Consider the following 18,501-nt stretch of genomic DNA (forward strand, 5'->3'; position numbering starts at 1 on the left):
GTTACGGTCATTGAGCTCGTTTTAGGTTATCGGCAAGGTCCGACAACCAGGTATCGGAGCTGGTCAGACGGAGACTCTGAACTTTGATCGAGGTGTGAGCTGGGCCTCTCCGTCGTAAGTTGATCGCAATGCCAGTTCGGTGAATCGGCTGTAGGGAGCATCCGCATGGCCAAGGTGATCGCGACCATCAGCCTCAAAGGGGGCGTGGGTAAAACGACGGTGACTGCCGGGGTCGCGGAATTCCTGGCGGGTGAGTTCAAGCAGCGGGTACTGCTCGTCGACCTCGATTCGCAGATCAACCTGACCACGATGATGATCGGTGAGCAGCGCTGGTCAGAGCTGAATGGGGCCGGCCGGACGCTGGCGACACTGTTCAACGACGCACTGGACGGCACCAGTGACTTTGTTGTCGGGACCGCGGTGCAGCGGTCGGTGTCCCCGGTCGGGACGGTGCAGGGCCTCGACCTGTTGCCGTCGTCGCTGGACCTCATCGAAGTCCAGGAAGAGGTCAGCGCACTGCGGGTCCGGGCCGACGACACCTTGGCCGCGGTCACCATTGTCCGGGACGCGATTGCGCCGATCCGCGACTCGTACGACTACATCCTGGTCGATTGCCCACCCAACGTCGGTCCGATCACGCTCAACGGATTGGCGATGGCCGACGGCTACATCATCCCGGCCATCCCGGATGTGTTGTCCACCCATGGAATCCCGCAGATCCAGCGGCGGGTCAAAGAGTTCAGCGACGAGATCGGCCGCCAGATCGTGGAACTCGGTGTGGTGATCACCAAGATGCGTGCGAACTCGACGGTCCACCAGTCGACGATCATGAAGCTGCGACGTGATCCGAATATCCAGAATGTGCTGCCGAACTACCTGCCGGAGTCCAATTCGATTGCGGGTGCGGCGGAGTTTCAGGTGTACTCGACGTTGAAGATCAAATACGGCACGCACGGCCAGTTCGATCAGTTCCGGGGACTGACAAGGAATCTGATGGTGGAGGCAGAACGGAAACTATGACACCGCAACCGGCTCCCATAGCCGACCAGCTCGCCCTCGATGACCCGATTGGTGCTTCGCTCAACGGGTTTCATGCAAATGTGTCGCAGGTCCGGGGTCGGGTGCGGCGATTCGAGCCGGACGTCTCGATGTTCATGTCGATCCCGGCCGACCCCACCCCTGACGATTGGGCGTCGGCGGCAGCACTGGCGGTGGCATCCGGGGCGATCCTGTTCAGTGTCGACCCGTACGAGGTACCCGAGTATTGGCCGGCCAACACAGTCGATCTCGTGCAGATGATGGCCGACAATGTCAGTGGTGCAGGCGATCCGGACGCCGTGGTCCTGGGTGCGGCCGACGTGCCGGAGATGTTGGAACTGACCGCCGCGACCAAGCCCGGACCGTTTGCGGTTCGGACCATCGAACTCGGTACCTATGTGGGTATCCGCGACCGGGGACAACTGGTGGCGATGGCGGGGGAGCGGATGCGTGTGCCCGGGTGGACCGAGATCAGCGCGATCTGCACGGCCCACAGCCATCGGGGGCAAGGGTTGGCAGCGCGACTCGTCCACACTCTGGTCGCGCAGATCGAAGCGCGCGATGAACAGGCCTTCCTGCATGCGGCGACCACGAACACATCAGCGATCGAGCTGTACAGACGTCTCGGTTTTCGTGAGCGACGGCGACTGGTGGCCACCGGCTTGACTGCGATCTGACCAGGGCAGACTGACCAGGGCAGATCATGGTGCGCGGTCACGCGTGAGGCCTGGACTGGAGCATTCGTTCGCGGAGGCTGTCGTAGATCGGTTGTGACCCTGCGAACTGCGCGACCACCACGGCCATCGCGGTCGCGGCGATCATCGGGACCGTGACCGACGTGACCGCGGTCATCTCGATGACGATCACCATCCCGGTCAGCGGGGCCCGGACCACGGCGCCAAAAAATGCCGCCATACCGACGATGGCCATCGCGATTTTGAGTGACGAGTCCACGCCCGGCACGAAAATGTCTGCGACACCGACAAATAGGACACCCCAGAGGGCGCCGACTGCGAGTAGCGGAGCGAACAGACCGCCGGGCGTGGCTGCTGCGTACGACAACGGGCCGGCGAACAATCGGACCGCGAGGTAGCCGGCGACCGCGGTCAGCGCCATGCTGCCGCCACCGATCAACCTCTGTGCCAGGTCATCACCGCCGCCCGCCGCGAGCGGTTCGACCGCCAGGAGTCCGCCGATGACCGCGCCGATGGCGGCTGCTTTCACTGGTTTCGGGATGGCGGGGAAGCGTGCAAGAAGATCGAGTGAGCCGAGCACCAACCTGTTGTAGAAGACCCCGAGCAAACCCGTGAGAAGGCCGAAGACCACGAACACCGGCAGCAGCGTGATCGAAGGGGAGTCGACGGCCCTGACTGCGAAATCGGGGTCGTCGCCGAGGATGATCCGTGAACAGCCCACACCGACCGCAACGGCCAACAATGTCGGAATGGCCGTGCGGAGGCGGAAGGACTTGGTCACCTCCTCGAACACGAACAACGCGCCCCCGATCGGGGCGTTGAACGCAACGCCGAGTCCGGCGCCGGCCAGCGAAGTCTGCATCAGGCGCGAGTCACCGTCGTCGAGCCGAGCGCGGCGGCCGGCTTCGGCGCCGATCACCGCCCCCATGTGCACGGTCGGGCCCTCCCTGCCCAAGATGAGTCCGGATCCGATCGACAGCAGACCGCCGATGAACTTCGCGGGCAGCACCCGCAATGGTGGGGGCTCGGCTTCGCCACGGGAAACAGCCTCGACGTGCTGGATACCGCTGCCCGCTGCCAGTGGGACCCATCGGACGATCAGCGCGGCCAGTCCGGCGCCGGTGGCGGTGACGGCAACCGGGACGAGCCAGCCCGGCCCGGGCAGTTCATGCGCCCACTCGAGCATGTCGCCGCGCCACCGGTCGGCTTCGCGCAGGCACCAGCGGAATGCGCCGCCGATGAATCCGATCAAGATCCCGCAGACAACAGCCAGGACGCAGAGGATCCCGATCCCGCGAACCGACTCGAGACCATCGTCGGAAACCGCTCGAGATTCCGCCAACTTGCCTGCCCTCTCCCGCTGTGACGTGGTGATTGTCACTGGATCGCCGACTTTGCGGTAACTCTAGTTGCCCACCACGCCCGGACCGTCGTCCCGACACGTGGGTGCCTGAGGTGTACCTGCGGCGAACACCGGTCGTGGTCCGGTTCTAGAGTCGAAGGATGACGACGCGAAGGTCCTGGGCCGAAGACACTCGGCTCCCCGGGTCCACGGTGCGCCCAGCGCTGCGCCGAATCGCTGATGGTTCGGCACCACTCGACGATGCCGAATGGATTTTGCTGCTGCAAGCGCAGGGCGACGAGCTGAACGAACTGTGCGAATTGGCAGATTCCGCCCGTCAGAAGGCAGTCGGCGACGAACTCACATTTGTTGCCAACCGGAACTTCGACACCGGTGCCGTGCTCGACCTCGTCGCGTCGCCGCGACTCGAGGACCTCGTGACCGAAGCCTGGACGCTCGGCGCCACCGAGATCTGCATGCAGGGTCCGGTGCCCGAGACGCGGCCGGCGAGCGACTATCTGACAGTGGTCGAACGCATCCGCGCCGTCGCACCCGAGATGCATCTGCACGCCTACCGGGTACCCGAGGTCATCGATGCCGCCGACCGCCTCGGTATCACCGTCCGGGACTTCCTTCTGGCTGCGCGGGCCGCCGGGGTGAGCACTGTTCCGGGGACCGCCGCCCAGGTGCTCGATGACTCAATCCGTGAAGCGCTTTCGCCGAATGGTCAGGCACTGCCGGTCCAGACGTGGGTCGAGACGATCACCACCGCACATGAGGTGGGCCTCAAGTCCACCGCGACGCTGCTCTACGGCCATCTCGAACGGCCGGAACAGCAGGTCGCGCATCTGCGACTGCTGGGCGAGATCCAGGCGCGGACCGGTGGTTTCACCGAACTCATCCTGATGCCGATGTTGCCGGAGCTCGCTCCGCCGCATCTGCGTGAGGTGGCGACCCGTGGTCCGTCCTTCCGCGAGACGCGGGCGGTGCATGCGGTGGCGCGCCTGATGCTGCACGAATCGTTCGATCACATCCAGGCAGCCTGGACAAAACTCGATGCCGAGGCGCTCACCGCGGTGCTGCGCGGCGGTGCCGATGATGTGGGAGGCGTCCTGATCGACGGGACGCTGATGCCGAGTGCAGGCCCGGAAAGCGGCAGACAGCTGCTGCCCTCGGATGTGGAGAGCCTGGCCGCGGACCTCGGGCGGACCGTCCGGCAACGCACCACCCCCTACGGTTCGCCTCCGGCCGAACGCCGCGACGTCCTGCGTCGGGTTTTTGCATGACCGGCCCGCAACTGTTGCCCGATTACGTCGACGTCGCGATCGTGGGGGCCGGGTTTGCCGGACTCGGGATGGCAATCCGCACCGCTCGACGCGGTGACGAGAGTTTTGTGATCCTCGAACGGGAGAACGCGGTCGGCGGCACCTGGCGGGACAACCGGTATCCGGGTGTGGCCTGCGACGTGCCCTCGCACGTGTACTCGTTCTCGTTCCGTCCCCCGGGTGACTGGGAATCGCTGTTTGCCGCAGGCGATCAGATCCACAGCTACCTCGAGCAGGCCGCCGCCGAGGAAGGGCTGTTGCCGCATCTGCACCTCGGTGTCGACGTGACCCAGACACGGTGGCTGCCCGATGAATTGTGCTGGGCGGTCTCGTCAACGGCCGGTGAGCTCCGGGCTCGGGTGCTGGTGGTCGCGGTGGGGCGTCTGGCCGACCCCCTCGTTCCGCCGATCCCGGGCATGGATGCCTACCCGGGCAGTGTTTTTCACACCGCGCGCTGGGACAACACGGCACCGATCGACGGTGCTCGGGTCGGCGTGGTCGGTACCGGTGCCTCGGCGATCCAGCTGGTCCCGGAACTGGCGCAGCGGGCGCAGGAGCTGGTGGTCTTCTCCCGCAGCGCGCCGTACGTGGTCCCGCGCGGCAACCGGCAGTACAGCGCGGCCGAGCGCGAAGAACTACGGGTGAAGGCCAATGCCGATCGCCTTCGTGAAGAGCTGTTCACGGAGGCGGACAAGGCATTTGGCCAGCGTCGCGGCCTGCACCCCGACATCGACCAGATTCGCGACCGGGCGCTGGGCCATCTCCACGCGCAGGTCGCCGATCCGGAACTGCGCACCGATCTCACACCGCATTACGAAATCGGCTGCAAGCGAATCCTGTTGAGCGACGACTTCTTTCCCACCATGACCCGGCCGAACGTCGCGCTCGAGCCGTCGGCGCTCGCGCAGTTCGACGGCGCCCGGGCCGTCGCGGCCAGCGGGAAGGCCTACGAGCTCGACACCGTGGTGATGGCGACCGGCTTCTCGGCGGCCCGCCCGGAGTTCGCGACCCGGATCGTCGGGGTCGACGGGGAACGGCTCTCGGAGCACTGGCAGGCCGGAATGGTGTCGTATGCGTCCACGGCCATCAGCGGATACCCCAACATGTTCGTACTCGACGGACCGAACGCGGCGCTGGGCCACAATTCGGCGATCTACATGATCGAAACCCAGATCGACTATGTGCTCGGCGCCCTGGATCACCTCAACGACAGCGGAACCCGGGCGGTGGAGGTGACGGCCGCCGCCGAACAGGCCTACACCCGGGAGATCGACGAACGCAGTGCGTCGACGGTGTGGCTCAGCGGTTGCAGCAGCTGGTACCTCGATCCGACCAGTCGCCGGCTCACGCTGCTCTGGCCCGGAACCGGCCGCTCGTTCCGGGAGCGGAACGGAACCTTCGACCCGTATCACTACGAGCGGTTGTGGGCGCCGGACTCGGTCGACCTCCCGGTTTGAGTAGTCTTCCGCGGATCTGTCACGTTTTCGCCTGCTATCTCGTCTACCCCATAGAGGCGCACATCGCGCCCCACAGAGTGGGAGGAACAGACATGGCACGCGTACCAGCAGTGGCACCTCGAGACGCTGGATTGATCGTCAAGGGGGTATATCGATACGCCGAGCGCCGGTTGGGGTCGGTGCCCGAACCCTTTGCCGTCCTGGCACATCATCGGGGTTTGTTCACGGCATCGGCGATACACGAGACCGCGGTGGAACGCGTATCGAAGGTATTGCCGCCGAACATCCGTGAGATCGCCGTATATCGGACGGCGTGGGTCGTCGGCTGCTCGTGGTGCGTCGACTTCGGCACCATGTTGCAGAAGCACGACGATCTGGACATCGATCGCCTCAGCCACATCGCGGACTACGAGACCTCACCGTTCTACAGCGACGACGAACGTGCCGCGATCGCCTATGCGGACGCGGTGACAGCGACGCCGCCCACGGTCACCGACGAGCAGGTGGACGACCTCCGCGAGCGGTTCGGAATGGACGGTCTGATCGAATTGAGCTATCACATCTCGCTGGAGAATCAGCGGGCACGAATGTATGCGGCGCTGGGTATCACCGATCAGGGATTCTCGACCGATTCCTGTCGGGTGCCCTGGGCGACCGGTGACTCTGCCTCTGGCGCCGACCGGAGTTGACCGGCGTCGATCGCGGCCAGCTTGGCGGGATCGGCGATGTCGTAGACGGACAACACTCGGCCATCACGGACGACAAAGCTGATGACGCGCGCAGGTGAGGCGCGGCGGTCTCCCTCGTCCGTCCAGCCGGCGGAGTAGGTTCCCAGTTCACCGTTGACCCGTACCGGAATCTGCAGGTTGAGCATGTCGGGTCCGTACCGGCGGAGGAGCCCGAAGAGGAATCTGGCGACACCGACCGCGCCGCGAATCGGTTTGACCGCGGTGGGCGCGGTGCGGTTGGCGTCGCCGACGATCATGGCGTCCGGATCCAGTGCAGCCAGGACCGCATCCATGTCGCCGTTTGCCATCGCCGCGACGAGCCTGCCGACGGCCTCGGCCTGTTGGGTGTCACTGACCGGGGCCGGTACGTCGGCGGCGGTCCGGCGAGCGCGCGAGGCGAGCTGGCGTGCCGACGCGGTCGTGGAGCCGAGGATGTCGGCGACATCGGCAAAGGGAACGCCGAATCCGTCGTGGAGGACGAAGGCCACCCGCATGGCCGGAGTGAGGGTTTCGAACAGCACCATGGCGGCGTACCGACTGTCCTCGGCGGCGATGACGGCGTGCAGCGGATCGCCGTATTCGGGTGCCAGGGCGATCGGAGTCACGATCGGTTCCGGAAGCCATTGCCCCACATAGCTTTCACGTTTGGCAGCCGCGGATTTGAGGCGGTCGAGGCAGATGCGACCGACCACGGTCGTCAGCCAGGCGCCGAGGTCGTCGATCGAGTCGTGGTCGGCCGCGTCGAGACGCAGCCAGGATTCCTGAACCGCGTCTTCGGCATCGCTGATGCTGCCGGTGATCCGATACGCCACCGACAACAGCCGGCTGCGCTGTTGTTCGAAATCTTCGCCCAGTGTTCCCATCACTGCATGGTAGGTCGGTCCGTCGAACCGACAGGTGGACGGTGGCCGAAGGTGGCATCGGTGAGGAGCTCGCCGATGCCGGCAGGCATGACCGGCCTGGGGTTCGGATACGGCGTGGCGGTGATCAATTCGACTGCGCGGGGGATGGATTCGGGGCCGAAACCCAGTTCGGAGAGAGATAGCGGCCCGCCGAGCCGCACCACCAGGTCGTAGACGCCTGCCGCGGCATCGGGCACACCCATGGCATTGGCGATGCGCTCCATCGTCTCCGGTGCGGCGGGGGTGTTGTAGGCCATGACATGCGACAGCACGACGGTATGCGTCGGCCCGTGGGGCAGGCCGAAACTGCCGCCCAGGGTGTGACAGAGCTTGTGGTGCAGGCCCATTCCGACAGATCCCAGGCAACTGCCGGCCAGCCAGGCGGCGCGGAGCAGGTCGGATCGGGCCTGTGCGTCGTGGAGATCGGCCGTCACACGGGGGAGTGCGTGGTTGATCGCGGTGACGGCGTCGAGTGCCATGAGGTCGGTGACCGGATTGGCGTCGGCCGAGTACAGGGCCTCGACCGCATGCGCCAGGGCATTGATCGAGCTGGTGAGTGTTATCGCGGTAGGCAGATCCATGGTCAGGTCGACGTCGTAGATGACGGTCTCGGGCAGGATGGCCGGCGAACTGCGTGTGGTCTTGACCCCGTCGATGGTTTCGCCGAGTACCGGCGTCACCTCGGAGCCGGCATAGGTGGTCGGAACGATGATCTGGTCGTATCCGCCGCGCACGGCCAGTGCCTTCGACAGTCCGGTTGCCGAACCACCGCCGATCGCCACCACACAGTCGACGTCTGCCGCTTCGGCCAGCCCCATCGCGCGCTCGGTGACCTCCAGCGGCGTGTGCACGACCGCGCCGTCGAAGCGCGCCACGAGCGCAGTGCCCAGCTGGTGCGTGAGCTCGGTGGCCAGGGACTCGAGCCGCGGCCCGGCGAGTAGCAGAACCCGACTGCCGCCGAGCCTGCCGACCTCGTCACCGACGGTGGCCAGGGTGCCGCTGCCGAACACGATCCGCGACGGCGGGCCGGGATCGGTGAAGGTTCGGATCGGGTCTGCCACGTGCCCGGCGCCTTCAGGCCGCTATCGCGGCATGCATTTCCCACACGATGACCTCGGCATCGGAGGTGGCGGTCAATTGTTGTCCGCCACCGCCGTGGACGCGGACCGCGTCGCCATCGCCGAGGTCCCCGACACTCTCCATCGCGACGTCGCCGCGCGGGACAAAGACGTGCAGTAGGGGAGCGTCGGGCAGTGTCAGCGGATGCTGTCCGGGGGACATCCTCGCCACGTGCATGGTGGCGTAACGGTTCTTGATGCGGATCGCCGAATGGTCGACGTACTGCGGCATGCCCGAGGCCACCGGAACGAATCCGCCGGACAACAACTCGTGGTCGATCTCCAGTTGTTCATAGCCCGGTGTGATGCCGGCTTCATCAGGGACGACCCACATCTGGACGAAGTGGACGGGATCGTGGGTCTGGTCGGCACTGTCTTGGCGCCAGACATCGTTCTTCTCCGAATGCATGATCCCGGTGCCTGCGCTCATCCGCTGTGCCAGGCCGGGGTAGATCACGCCGTTGTTTCCCATGGAGTCCTGGTGGACCAGGGAGCCCTGCAGAACCCAGGTGACGATCTCCATGTCCTGATGGGGATGGGTGTCGAAACCTTGCCGGGGCAGGACGATGTCGTCGTTGTTGACCATCAGCACACCGTGGTGGGTGTTGGCCGGGTCGTAGTGGGGGCCGAATGAGAAGGAATGTTTGGAGTCGAGCCAACCGGCGTTGGTCGTGAAGCGGCTGTCGGCACGGCGGACGTCGAAGCGGGTGGGAGGTGGTGCTGTGGTCATCAGTGGGGGCCTTTCGAATGGAGCGCTATCGCAAGAAAGCCGGTCTAGAGAACGTGAGAGCCGTACATCTCGCCGAGGGGATCGGCGATGAGTTCGAGGCGGGCCCCGTCGGGGTCGCGGAAGTACAGCGACACCTCGCTGTGCTCGATGAGTTCGACGCCTGCGTCGATCAGTTTGTCGCGCAGGTGTTTCCAGCGCTGCGGCTCGACACTGATCGCGACATGATGGAGCCCGCCGAGGACTTCCTGGTACGGGCCGACGTCGAGGCCGGGAAAGTCGAAGAACGCCAACAGGTTTTCGTTGCCGATGTCGAAGAAGAAGTGCGACGATCCGGGATAGTCGCGGTTCTCGATGAGTTCGGTCAGCGGGAACTCGAGCAGATCCTGGTAGAAGCGCACGGTCCGTTCGACGTCGCTGCTGACCAGTGCGGTGTGGTGCAGACCGCGCGCCGAGGAGGCGGGCCGGGATTCGGTAGGTGCCAGGTGTTTGGCGCGAATCGCCTCACGCTTGCCCGCATATTCCTGCAGGCGCTTCTCGTCGGTGTCGGCGGTGCTCATGGCCGGTCCTTTCGGTGCGGGGTCTTCATCCAGTGTGCGCTTCGAGTTGCCATAGGTAAATGGTTGCGTCGTCAACTATTTCGGTAGCGTACCGCAACTAGTTGCTTTGTCAACTACTTTGGTTATGCTCTAGCCGTGGAACCAACACAGTGGCTCAGTGAGGACGAGCAGCAGGCATGGCGCGCATACCTGGATGCCACCCGGTTGCTGCTGCGGACACTCGATCAGCAGCTGGCCCGGGATGCGGGTTTGTCGTTCACCGACTTCGAATTGCTGGTGATCCTGTCCGAGGCGCCGCAACGCCGACTGCGCATGCGGGATCTGGCTGATGCGATCACGACCACAAGAAGCGGCGCCACCAGGGCGATCGGTCGTCTGGTGGACGCCGGATGGGTGCGTCGCGTCGAATGCGAAGACGACAAACGCGGCATGATGGCGGAATTGACCGACGCCGGGATGCAGAAGCTGACGTCGGCGAGCCCCGGACATGTCGCCGAGGTGAGGCGAAACATGTTCGACCTGCTCAGTCCGAGCGACGTTGCCGTGTTGGGGCGAGCATTCGCCGAGACCCGCGAGCACCTACTGCAGGCGCCCGAGTAGGCGGCCCGTTCAGTCGACACCGTCAGCCCCGCGATCGTTGATGACGGGGGGTTTGAACCCGGCTGAATCTAATCGTGTACGCGGCGGGTGATCGTGACGCGTCGTGCTGCACGCCTGCGATCGCCGCGGGCAGGCCGGATCGCTCTGAAGGCTGTTGTGCTGCGGCAATGCTTCGGAAAGGTCCATCGGTCCGTTCGTCGGGGGAGCAGAGCATCCCTGGCCACGGCACCGAGGTGACTCACACCGTCTGTCGGGCAAGTTGATTCATCGTTTGACGCGTTATGGGCACCGGCCTACTGTGCACAAGGATCATCAAGAGCGACTGAGAGACCCGGCTCGCTGACGTCGCAGCAACCCCCCGCCTCGGCGGGTGCGGGTGCTACTGCCGGGACCGATGAAGGTTGTGTGTCATGCCATCAGTTCAGGAGTCCGGGTGAAGTTTCTGTTGATCAGTCTGATCACCCACACGCCTCACCCGTTGTCCGGCGAGACCGTGTCACCGGCGCAGCGGTTTCGAGAAGTGATCGACAACGCGGTTCTCGCAGAGGAATTGGGCTTCGACGGCTTCGGGGTCGGCGAGCGGCACGAGAGGCCGTTCATCTCCTCGTCGCCACCGGTGGTTCTCAGTAACATCGCCGCACGGACTTCGACGATCCACTGTTCACCGCGGTGACAACGCTCAGTCTGCTCGATCCGGTGCGGGCCTTCGAGGACTACTCGACCCTCGACAACCTCTCCGGTGGCCGACTGCAACTGATGATCGGCAAGGGCAACGGCACCGCGCAGGCCAAGCTGTTCCACGTCACCGAGGCCGACCAGTGGGAGCGCAACCGGGAAGGGTACGAACTCTTCCGACGGTTGTGGCAGGACGACACCGTCACCTGGACGGGCAAGTACCGACCATCGTTGACCGACGCGGAGGCGCTACCCCGTCCGCTGCAGAAAAAGATTCGCGTCTGGCACGGCAGCGCCACCAGCCGTGAATCAGTGGATCTGGCAGCGTTTTACGGGGATCCGCTGTTCTCGGCCAATGTCACCAACCCGATCGAACCCTATGCAGAATTGATCGATTACTACCGAGCGCGGTGGGCGGCATACGGGCACGATCCGGCCGATGCCCTCGTAGGTGCGGGATCAGCCGGGTACTACGCCACCAAGAACTCGCAGGATGCGATCAACACATACCGCCCGATCTTCGATGCCACCGTGGCCAGACTCGGGTCATTCGGTCTGCCGCTGGTGTTTCCGACCCTCGAAGACGCCATCGAACGCAGCTCGCTGCTGCTCGGGAGCCCGCAGCAGGTGATCGACAAAGTGTTGCGGTATCACGAGAAATTCGGCCATGAGGTCATGCATCTGCACGCTGATGCCAGCGGCCTCACCGACTCCCAGCATCGCGATTCCCTCAAACTCTTCCAGTCCGAGATCGCCCCGGTGCTCAGGCGTGAGATCCCGAGTCGCCCAATCTCCACACCCGCCGCGTTGGAGGTGCTGTCATGACTGCTTCGACCCGGGTCCCGCCGTCGATGCATGTCGGCAGGCGCACCTTCGCTCGCTTCATCTAATTCATCGAAAAGGACAAACATGCCAGTAGAGTTCCTGGGGATCGCTGCCACGAATGACGGCACCGAGATCCATCCTCGTACCACCGCCAGTTCGTTCGACCGGGAGTACACGCTCAAACTCGCTCGTGCACACGAGGATTTCGGGTGGGACCGGATCCTGTTCGCCTATGGTGCCGGTACGCCTGAACCCGCGGCGGCCGCTTCGTACATCGCGAGCAATCTCGAACGCATCGAGATCCTGCTGGCGCACCGTCCCAATGTCTCGTATCCGACATTCGCCGCCAAGACCTTCGCGACACTCGACCAGATCTCCGGGGGCCGGGTGACGGTGCACTTCATCACCGGTGGCAACGACACCGAACAGCAGCGGGAGGGTGACTTCCTGTCGAAAGACCAACGGTACGAACGCACCCGGGAGTACATCCAGATCGTCAAGAAGGCGTGGACCAGTCGCGAACCGTTCGACCACGACGGCACCTACTACCGGTTCAACGACTTCGTCTCCGATGTCTTCCCGGTTGCGCAGCCTCGGCCAGACATCTCCTTCGGTGGGTCGTCGGCGGCGGCCTATGCGGTCGGCGGCGCCGAGGCCGACATCTATGCGCTGTGGGGTGAACCCCTCGAGAACACGGCCGAGCAGATCGCGTCGATCACCGCGTCCGCGAAGGCTGCAGGTCGTGCGGATCGCCCGCGGCTACAGGTCGCGTTCCGGCCGATCATCGCGCCGACCGACGAATTGGCCTGGCAGAAGGCGGAATCGATACTCGGTCAGCTCAATGCCCGTGCGGCCGGTGCCGCCCAGTTCCCACGCGGATTCTCCCTGACATCGCCTCAGAACGCCGGTTCCCAACGTCTGCTCGAGATCGCTGATTCAGTCGACCGTTTCGGAGCCGCGGGATGGACGGCGACGTCCAAGGCAACCGGGGGCGGCGGAAATTCCAATGCGCTGGTCGGCTCTCCGGAGACGGTGGCGGCCGCGCTGCTCGAATACCACGACCTCGGGATCGAGATCCTCTCGGCCCGCGGCTACGACCTGCTCGACGACGCGATCGACTTCGGCCGGTATGTGATTCCGATCGTTCGTGAGGAAGTCGCAAAGCGCGACAGAAACATCCAGGGTGTGGCGTGATCGAGTTGGTTCAAAACCAAGCTGATTTTATTGAAGATATTGGGGCGCAACGGTTTAACCTCATCAGTGAGCTGACAGCGGGTGAAGCAGCCGCCGCTTCGCCGCAGAAGCGTGCTACCGCCAGGATCGACGGAGGAAATCGATGAATGCACGTGTGTCCCGACCGCTACTCGCCGTGTTCGGCGCTGCACTGATGGCAGCAACCCTGCTCAGTGCCTGCGGGTCCGACGCCTCCGGTGGCGAGGGCGACGCCGGCCCCGCCACGCCGGGTGGAACCCTGCGTTACGGACTGTCCGGGGCGCCGACCTGTTCGGATCCGGCACAGGGGGCCAGCAACCAGACGATCTACGTCACCCGCCAGGTGGTGGACTCCCTGACCGACCAGGATCCCCAGACCGGCGACATCACGCCGTGGCTGGCGGAGAGCTGGGAGATCAGCCCGGATGCAAAATCCTTCACCTTCAAGCTCCGCGACGGCGTGACCTTCAGTGACGGCACGCCGCTCACCGCGGAGTCGGTGAAGAAGAACTTCGACTCCATTCTCGCGCTCGGTGCCGCGAAAACCCCGCTGGCCTCGAGTTATCTGTCCGGTTATACCGGAACAACGGTGCTCGACCCGCTGACGGCCAAGGTGGATTTCAGCACACCGAACGCGCAGTTCCTGCAGGCCACGTCGACCTCGCAGCTCGGCCTGCAGGCCGATGCCACCGTCGCTCAGACCGTCGAAGAGCGTTGCCTCGGAACCAATATCGGCAGCGGCCCGTTCACCTACTCGGACTGGCAGCAGGATCGGTCGGTGTCGTTGGCCAAGCGCGCCGGCTACAACTGGAGCTCACCGGTATTCGCGCATACCGGCGAGGCATATCTCGACCGCATCGACTTCACGGTGATCCCCGAGTCGGGTGTGCGCACGGGATCGCTGTCGTCCGATCAGCTCGACGCGGTCAGTGACGCGCTGCCCCAGGACGCGCCACAGATCGAGGCGGTCGGTGGCCAGGTTCTCACCACACCGAATCCGGGCATCACGTTCGGATTCCAGCCCAATGTGACTCGTGGAGTACTCACCGATCCGGCTGTGCGGCAGGCGATCATCCCGGCCATCAATCGTCAAGAACTTGTCGACACCGTCCTTGGTGACGACTTCAATGTCGCGACCAGTGCCCTGGCCGCGAATACCCCCGGGTACACGGACCTGTCGTCGGAGGTGACCTTCGACCAGGACAAGGCACGCTCGATTCTGGACCAGGCAGGGTGGGTCGAAGGTAGCGATGGAATCCGGGAGAAGGATGGCCAGAAGCTCTCCTTCACGCTCTCGTTCAGTGCTGTGTTCACCGGCAATCAGGCAATTCTCGAGTTGGTCCAGCAACAGCTGAAGGCCGTTGGGATCGACCTGCAACTCGGGCTCCTCTCGAACGCGGAGTTCACCGCGCTGCAGGGCAGTGGAGACTACGACGCGTTGTACTACAACAGCACTCGCGCCGATGGCGACATCCTGCGAACGACCTTTGGACTCGAGAGCCGCAACCTGAATCGGCGTGGCCCGATCCCGGTGCTCGATGAGGCGCTCACCGAGCAGCTCGCGACGACGGACAAAGCGCAGCGCGACGTCCTGCTCGCCACCGCGCAGGAGCAGGTCATCTCGGACGGGCTCTGGATCCCCACGACCGAACTGTCACAGGTCATCGGTACCGCGTCGAACACGGAAGGCGTCAAGTTCGACGCGTCGGCAAGACTCGTGTTCTTCGATACCTGGATCTCCGGGAACTGATCGTGATCCGCTATATCGGGCTGCGGGCCCTGCAGGCGGTCGGTGTCCTCTGGGCATCGTTCACCGTGGCCTTCCTGATTCTCTTCGCGCTACCATCCGATCCGGTCAGTATTGCGGTACAAGGTAATTCGGCGACACCGGTGGATCAGCAGGCCGTTGCGGATCTGCAGGCCCGATACGGACTCGACCAGTCGTTGTTGTCGCAGTACTGGACCTCGCTCACCCACGCGATCCGTGGCGACTTCGGTACCTCGATCTCGACCGGGCAGCCGGTCACCACCGCGATCGGTGACGCGCTGCCGAACACGCTGGCATTGGCGGTGAGCGCGCTGACCCTGGCGCTGCTCTTCGGTGGGCTGATCGCCTTCGCGACCACCTATACGCGGGCTCGGTGGTTGCGGACCGCGCTGCAGGCGTTGCCCCCGTTGGGTGTTGCGGTCCCGACGTTCTGGGTCGGGCTGATGCTGTTGCAGGTCTTCTCCTTCAACCTGCACGTCTTCCCGGCGTTCGGGGACAGTGGGTTCTCGACGCTGGTGCTGCCGGCGATCACGCTGGCTCTGCCGACCGGTGCGGTGATCGCTCAGGTCCTTGCCTCGAGTATGGGCACCACGTGGCGGCAGCCGTTCGTGGAAACAGCGCAGGCCAAGGGAGCGAGACGGTTTCGGGTCGTGACGCATCACGTCGTGCGGCTGGCCAGCATCCCGGCGCTGACCATCGCAGGCGTTCTGTTCGGCAATTTGGTCGCCAGCGCAGTGGTCGTGGAAACCGTCTTCTCCCGGGCCGGTGTCGGACGCCTGATGCAGACGTCGGTGATGGCCCAGGACATCCCGGTCGTGCTCGGCATCGTGGTCATGTCGACGGTGGCGTTCGTGTTGATCAACCTGATCGTCGACCTGCTGTATCCACTCATCGATCCGAGGATCGTCGAGACGTTCCGGAAGAAGACGCCGACCACCGATGTGGCGGCGTCCGACACAACCGAGAAGGAGGCCGCGCATGTCTGACCTCATACTCGCCGACAATGAGATCCGGGACCACGAGGCCCAGGTGGCGCGCCCGCCGGATCAGCCGCCGCCGTCCCGTCGGTTCGGAGCCCGGACCATCCTGCAGCATTCGGTGCTGGCGGTGTCGGCCATCGTCTTGCTGTTGGTCATCGGGTTCGCACTGTTCCCCTCGGTCTTCGCCAGTGGCGATCCGCTGACCGGTGTTCCGGCAGACAAGTTCGAGGCACCGAGCGCCGAGCACTGGTTCGGCACCGACAACATCGGTCGTGACGTCTACACCAGGGTTGTCCACGGATCTGGACTGTCCTTGACCGCAACGCTCTTGGCGGTCGGGATCGCGCTGATCGTGGGCACGCTGATCGGTCTGCTCTCCGGTTCGATCGGCGGCATCATCGACGCGGTCCTGATGCGGGTGGTCGATGTGCTGCTGTCGATCCCGGCGCTGCTGCTCTCCTTGGCGCTGGTCACCGCGCTCGGCTTCGGGACGGTCAATGTCGCGATCGCGGTCGGGGTGGCGATGGTCGCCAGTTTTGCGCGCGTCACTCGGTCGGAGGTGTTGCGGGTTCGCCGCGCCACGTACGTCGAGGCGGCCTTCGCCTCCGGTGTCCGCTGGCCGACGGTGCTGCTGCGCCACATCCTGCGCAACTCATACGCTCCCGTGATCGCTTTGGCCGCAGTCGAATTCGGAATGGCGATCCTCGCGGTGTCCGCCCTGAGCTTCCTGGGATTCGGGGCGGCGCCACCGACACCCGAGTGGGGATCGCTCATCGCAGAAGGTCGCAACTATCTGGCCGTGGCGTGGTGGATGACCACCCTTCCCGGATTCGTGATCATCGCGGTCGTGCTATCGGCCCACCGCGTCGGCCATCAACTTGATCGAGGCGGGTCCCGATGACCAATCCACCACCTGTACTGAGCATTTCAGGTCTGCATGTCCAGTACGGATCCGACGCCGGTTACGCAGTCGACGGTGTCGATCTGGACGTCGCTGCCGGTGAGGTCGTCGCGATCGTCGGTGAATCCGGATCGGGCAAATCGACCACCGCACATGCCGTCATCGGGCTGCTGTCGGGAAGTGGGCGGATCACGGCCGGGTCGGTGTCCTTCAGGGGGAACCGGATCGACAACGCACCGGAAAGGGCACTGGAGAAGATCCGCGGCGCGCACATCGGACTTGTGCCGCAGGACCCGACGACCTCGTTGAACCCGGTGACCCGGATCGGCGATCAGGTGGCCGAGGTATTACGCATCCATGGGCGCGCCGACCGGCGTCGGGCCAAGATCGAGGCGCTGCGCATTCTCACCGAGGCCGGCCTGGACAATCCCGAACTCCGGATGCGGCAGTATCCACAGGATCTCTCCGGTGGACAGCGCCAGCGGGTGCTGATCGGTATCGCCCTGGCCTGCGAGCCGGATCTGATCATCGCGGACGAACCGACCAGTGCGCTCGACGTCACGGTGCAGCGCCGCATCCTCGATCATCTCGATGAGCGCATCGCCGCGACTGGTGCGGCCGTGCTCCTGATCACCCATGACCTCGGTGTCGCCGCCGATCGAGCGGACCGCATCGTCGTCATGAGCGAGGGACGTATCGTCGAAACCGGTTCAGCGGAGCAAGTACTCACCGATCCTCAGCACGACTACACACGCAAACTTCTCGCCGCGGCGCCGAGTATGACCGCGGTGGCGCGGGTGGCGCCACGCAAACTCCGGGCGACAGATGCGGGCCCGGCGCTGCTGTCGGTCCGGAATCTGTCGAAGACCTTCCGCGTCGGACGCGGCAGCTCCCTGCTCGCCGTCGATGACGTCTCGTTCGAAGTGCGTAGGGGCCAGACGTTTTCACTCGTGGGGGAGTCCGGGTCGGGTAAATCGACCACCGCCCGGATCGTGGCCCGCCTCGAGGCCGCGTCGGCTGGCACGGTCGGGTTCGAGGGTCATGAGATCTCGTCGGTGCGGGGAAAGGAGTTGCGGGCCCTGCGTCGCAGCGTGCAACTCGTCCACCAGAATCCGTACGCATCGTTGAATCCCAAGCTCACCATCGACAAGATAGTCGCCGAACCACTGCAGGCCTTCGGAATCGGGACGGCGAAGGATCGGCGCGAGAAGGTGCGCGAACTGCTCCACCAGGTGGCGTTGGGGGACACGTATTTGTCCCGGCATCCGGCGCAGCTGTCCGGCGGGCAGCGCCAACGGGTGGCGATCGCTCGCGCCCTGGCGCTCAATCCACAGTTGGTCGTCCTCGACGAGCCGGTGTCTGCGCTCGACGTCTCGGTACAGGCGCAGATCTTGGACCTGCTGGCAGCGTTACAGCAGGAGCATTCGTTGAGCTACCTGTTCATCTCCCACGACCTTGCCGTGGTCCGGCAGATCAGTGACGGGGTCGCGGTGATGCGAAAGGGTCGGATCGTCGAAACCGGCCGCATCGCAGATGTTTTCGACCATCCGCAGCACGAGTACACCCAAGAACTCATCAATGCGATTCCGGGAAAGAAGGCCATCCGGGGAGAGAAGATCGCGCTGCGTTGACGTGGCAGCGAAACCCT

General features: G+C 64.6%; 17 protein-coding genes, 1 pseudogene and 1 riboswitch. Of the genes and pseudogenes, 13 read left to right on the forward strand and 5 right to left on the reverse strand.

Features of this window, described 5'->3' with window-relative positions:
* The first annotated feature begins 165 nt into the window (after positions 1 to 165).
* Positions 166 to 1,020: a ParA family protein gene (locus tag AC56PL_RS19880; protein ID WP_497154913.1), complete on the forward strand. Its 855-nt coding sequence runs from the start codon at positions 166 to 168 to the stop codon at positions 1,018 to 1,020.
* Positions 1,017 to 1,715, forward strand: coding sequence for a GNAT family N-acetyltransferase (locus AC56PL_RS19885; RefSeq protein ID WP_497154914.1), 699 nt, complete (start codon positions 1,017 to 1,019; stop codon positions 1,713 to 1,715). The genes AC56PL_RS19880 and AC56PL_RS19885 overlap by 4 nt, the downstream gene beginning before the upstream one ends.
* 37 nt (positions 1,716 to 1,752) lie before the next feature.
* On the opposite strand, the gene AC56PL_RS19890 is transcribed toward AC56PL_RS19885, so the two are convergent.
* Complete coding sequence (locus tag AC56PL_RS19890) at positions 1,753 to 3,108, reverse strand: ClC family H(+)/Cl(-) exchange transporter (RefSeq protein WP_497155299.1); 1,356 nt, start codon at positions 3,106 to 3,108, stop codon at positions 1,753 to 1,755.
* A 128-nt stretch (positions 3,109 to 3,236) separates the two neighbouring features.
* Here AC56PL_RS19890 and AC56PL_RS19895 point away from each other — a divergent pair, with 128 nt between their 5' ends.
* The 3 genes from AC56PL_RS19895 (at position 3,237) to AC56PL_RS19905 (ending at position 6,546) form a co-directional block, all read left to right on the forward strand.
* Positions 3,237 to 4,361, forward strand: coding sequence for an FO synthase (locus AC56PL_RS19895; RefSeq protein WP_497154915.1), 1,125 nt, complete (start codon positions 3,237 to 3,239; stop codon positions 4,359 to 4,361).
* Positions 4,358 to 5,857 carry a flavin-containing monooxygenase gene (locus AC56PL_RS19900; protein WP_497154916.1) on the forward strand — a complete coding sequence of 500 codons (1,500 nt, stop codon included), beginning with the start codon at positions 4,358 to 4,360 and terminating at the stop codon, positions 5,855 to 5,857. Before AC56PL_RS19895 ends, AC56PL_RS19900 begins: the two co-directional genes overlap by 4 nt.
* 92 nt (positions 5,858 to 5,949) lie before the next feature.
* Positions 5,950 to 6,546 (forward strand): carboxymuconolactone decarboxylase family protein, encoded by a 597-nt coding sequence (locus AC56PL_RS19905; protein WP_497154917.1) that lies wholly within the window; start codon positions 5,950 to 5,952, stop codon positions 6,544 to 6,546.
* On the opposite strand, the gene AC56PL_RS19910 is transcribed toward AC56PL_RS19905, so the two are convergent.
* Genes AC56PL_RS19910 through AC56PL_RS19925 form a run of 4 tightly spaced genes read right to left on the reverse strand, consistent with a single transcriptional unit; the run spans position 6,471 to position 9,892 of the window.
* Positions 6,471 to 7,448, reverse strand: coding sequence for a sigma-70 family RNA polymerase sigma factor (locus tag AC56PL_RS19910; protein ID WP_497154918.1), 978 nt, complete (start codon positions 7,446 to 7,448; stop codon positions 6,471 to 6,473). The two genes, AC56PL_RS19905 and AC56PL_RS19910, sit on opposite strands and share 76 nt — an antisense overlap.
* Positions 7,448 to 8,536: a maleylacetate reductase gene (locus AC56PL_RS19915; RefSeq protein WP_497155300.1), complete on the reverse strand. Its 1,089-nt coding sequence runs from the start codon at positions 8,534 to 8,536 to the stop codon at positions 7,448 to 7,450. The genes AC56PL_RS19910 and AC56PL_RS19915 overlap by 1 nt, the downstream gene beginning before the upstream one ends.
* 25 nt (positions 8,537 to 8,561) lie before the next feature.
* A complete protein-coding gene (locus AC56PL_RS19920) occupies positions 8,562 to 9,335 on the reverse strand; it encodes a pirin family protein (RefSeq protein ID WP_497154919.1) in 774 nt (257 codons plus the stop codon).
* 44 nt (positions 9,336 to 9,379) lie between these two features.
* A complete protein-coding gene (locus tag AC56PL_RS19925) occupies positions 9,380 to 9,892 on the reverse strand; it encodes a VOC family protein (RefSeq protein WP_497154920.1) in 513 nt (170 codons plus the stop codon).
* Positions 9,893 to 10,027: 135 nt separating this feature from the next.
* Between AC56PL_RS19925 and AC56PL_RS19930 the strand changes: the two genes are divergently transcribed.
* From AC56PL_RS19930 to AC56PL_RS19965, 8 genes and pseudogenes are all read left to right on the forward strand, one after another.
* A complete protein-coding gene (locus tag AC56PL_RS19930; protein ID WP_495518334.1) occupies positions 10,028 to 10,492 on the forward strand; it encodes a MarR family transcriptional regulator in 465 nt (154 codons plus the stop codon).
* Between the two features lie 306 nt (positions 10,493 to 10,798).
* A riboswitch (SAM riboswitch) is annotated at positions 10,799 to 10,893 on the forward strand.
* Positions 10,894 to 10,925: 32 nt separating this feature from the next.
* Positions 10,926 to 11,992, forward strand: a pseudogene (locus AC56PL_RS19935) (LLM class flavin-dependent oxidoreductase).
* Positions 11,993 to 12,076: 84 nt separating this feature from the next.
* On the forward strand, positions 12,077 to 13,186 hold the full coding sequence (locus AC56PL_RS19940) for an LLM class flavin-dependent oxidoreductase (RefSeq protein WP_497154921.1): 1,110 nt from the start codon (positions 12,077 to 12,079) through the stop codon (positions 13,184 to 13,186).
* Positions 13,183 to 13,332 carry a hypothetical protein gene (locus AC56PL_RS19945; RefSeq protein ID WP_497154922.1) on the forward strand — a complete coding sequence of 50 codons (150 nt, stop codon included), beginning with the start codon at positions 13,183 to 13,185 and terminating at the stop codon, positions 13,330 to 13,332. Before AC56PL_RS19940 ends, AC56PL_RS19945 begins: the two co-directional genes overlap by 4 nt.
* Complete coding sequence (locus AC56PL_RS19950; RefSeq protein ID WP_497154923.1) at positions 13,329 to 14,954, forward strand: ABC transporter substrate-binding protein; 1,626 nt, start codon at positions 13,329 to 13,331, stop codon at positions 14,952 to 14,954. Before AC56PL_RS19945 ends, AC56PL_RS19950 begins: the two co-directional genes overlap by 4 nt.
* A gap of 2 nt (positions 14,955 to 14,956) precedes the next feature.
* Positions 14,957 to 15,958, forward strand: a complete 1,002-nt coding sequence (locus tag AC56PL_RS19955) for an ABC transporter permease (RefSeq protein WP_497154924.1) — start codon at positions 14,957 to 14,959, stop codon at positions 15,956 to 15,958.
* The gene (locus AC56PL_RS19960; protein ID WP_497154925.1) at positions 15,951 to 16,853 is read left to right on the forward strand and encodes an ABC transporter permease; all 903 of its coding nucleotides are present in this window, start codon (positions 15,951 to 15,953) and stop codon (positions 16,851 to 16,853) included. The genes AC56PL_RS19955 and AC56PL_RS19960 overlap by 8 nt, the downstream gene beginning before the upstream one ends.
* Positions 16,850 to 18,484 (forward strand): dipeptide ABC transporter ATP-binding protein, encoded by a 1,635-nt coding sequence (locus AC56PL_RS19965; protein WP_497154926.1) that lies wholly within the window; start codon positions 16,850 to 16,852, stop codon positions 18,482 to 18,484. Before AC56PL_RS19960 ends, AC56PL_RS19965 begins: the two co-directional genes overlap by 4 nt.
* The last annotated feature ends 17 nt before the right edge of the window (positions 18,485 to 18,501 follow it).

It is taken from the genome of Williamsia sp. Y721, assembly GCF_059683565.1.

Coding starts and splice junctions, on each gene's coding strand:
- AC56PL_RS19880 (WP_497154913.1), top strand. CDS start 166: ATGGCCAAGGTGATCGCGACCATCAGCCTCAAAGGGGGCGTGGGTAAA.
- AC56PL_RS19885 (WP_497154914.1), top strand. CDS start 1,017: ATGACACCGCAACCGGCTCCCATAGCCGACCAGCTCGCCCTCGATGAC.
- AC56PL_RS19895 (WP_497154915.1), top strand. CDS start 3,237: ATGACGACGCGAAGGTCCTGGGCCGAAGACACTCGGCTCCCCGGGTCC.
- AC56PL_RS19900 (WP_497154916.1), top strand. CDS start 4,358: ATGACCGGCCCGCAACTGTTGCCCGATTACGTCGACGTCGCGATCGTG.
- AC56PL_RS19905 (WP_497154917.1), top strand. CDS start 5,950: ATGGCACGCGTACCAGCAGTGGCACCTCGAGACGCTGGATTGATCGTC.
- AC56PL_RS19910 (WP_497154918.1), bottom strand. CDS start 7,448: ATGGGAACACTGGGCGAAGATTTCGAACAACAGCGCAGCCGGCTGTTG.
- AC56PL_RS19920 (WP_497154919.1), bottom strand. CDS start 9,335: ATGACCACAGCACCACCTCCCACCCGCTTCGACGTCCGCCGTGCCGAC.
- AC56PL_RS19925 (WP_497154920.1), bottom strand. CDS start 9,892: ATGAGCACCGCCGACACCGACGAGAAGCGCCTGCAGGAATATGCGGGC.
- AC56PL_RS19940 (WP_497154921.1), top strand. CDS start 12,077: ATGCCAGTAGAGTTCCTGGGGATCGCTGCCACGAATGACGGCACCGAG.
- AC56PL_RS19950 (WP_497154923.1), top strand. CDS start 13,329: ATGAATGCACGTGTGTCCCGACCGCTACTCGCCGTGTTCGGCGCTGCA.
- AC56PL_RS19960 (WP_497154925.1), top strand. CDS start 15,951: ATGTCTGACCTCATACTCGCCGACAATGAGATCCGGGACCACGAGGCC.
- AC56PL_RS19965 (WP_497154926.1), top strand. CDS start 16,850: ATGACCAATCCACCACCTGTACTGAGCATTTCAGGTCTGCATGTCCAG.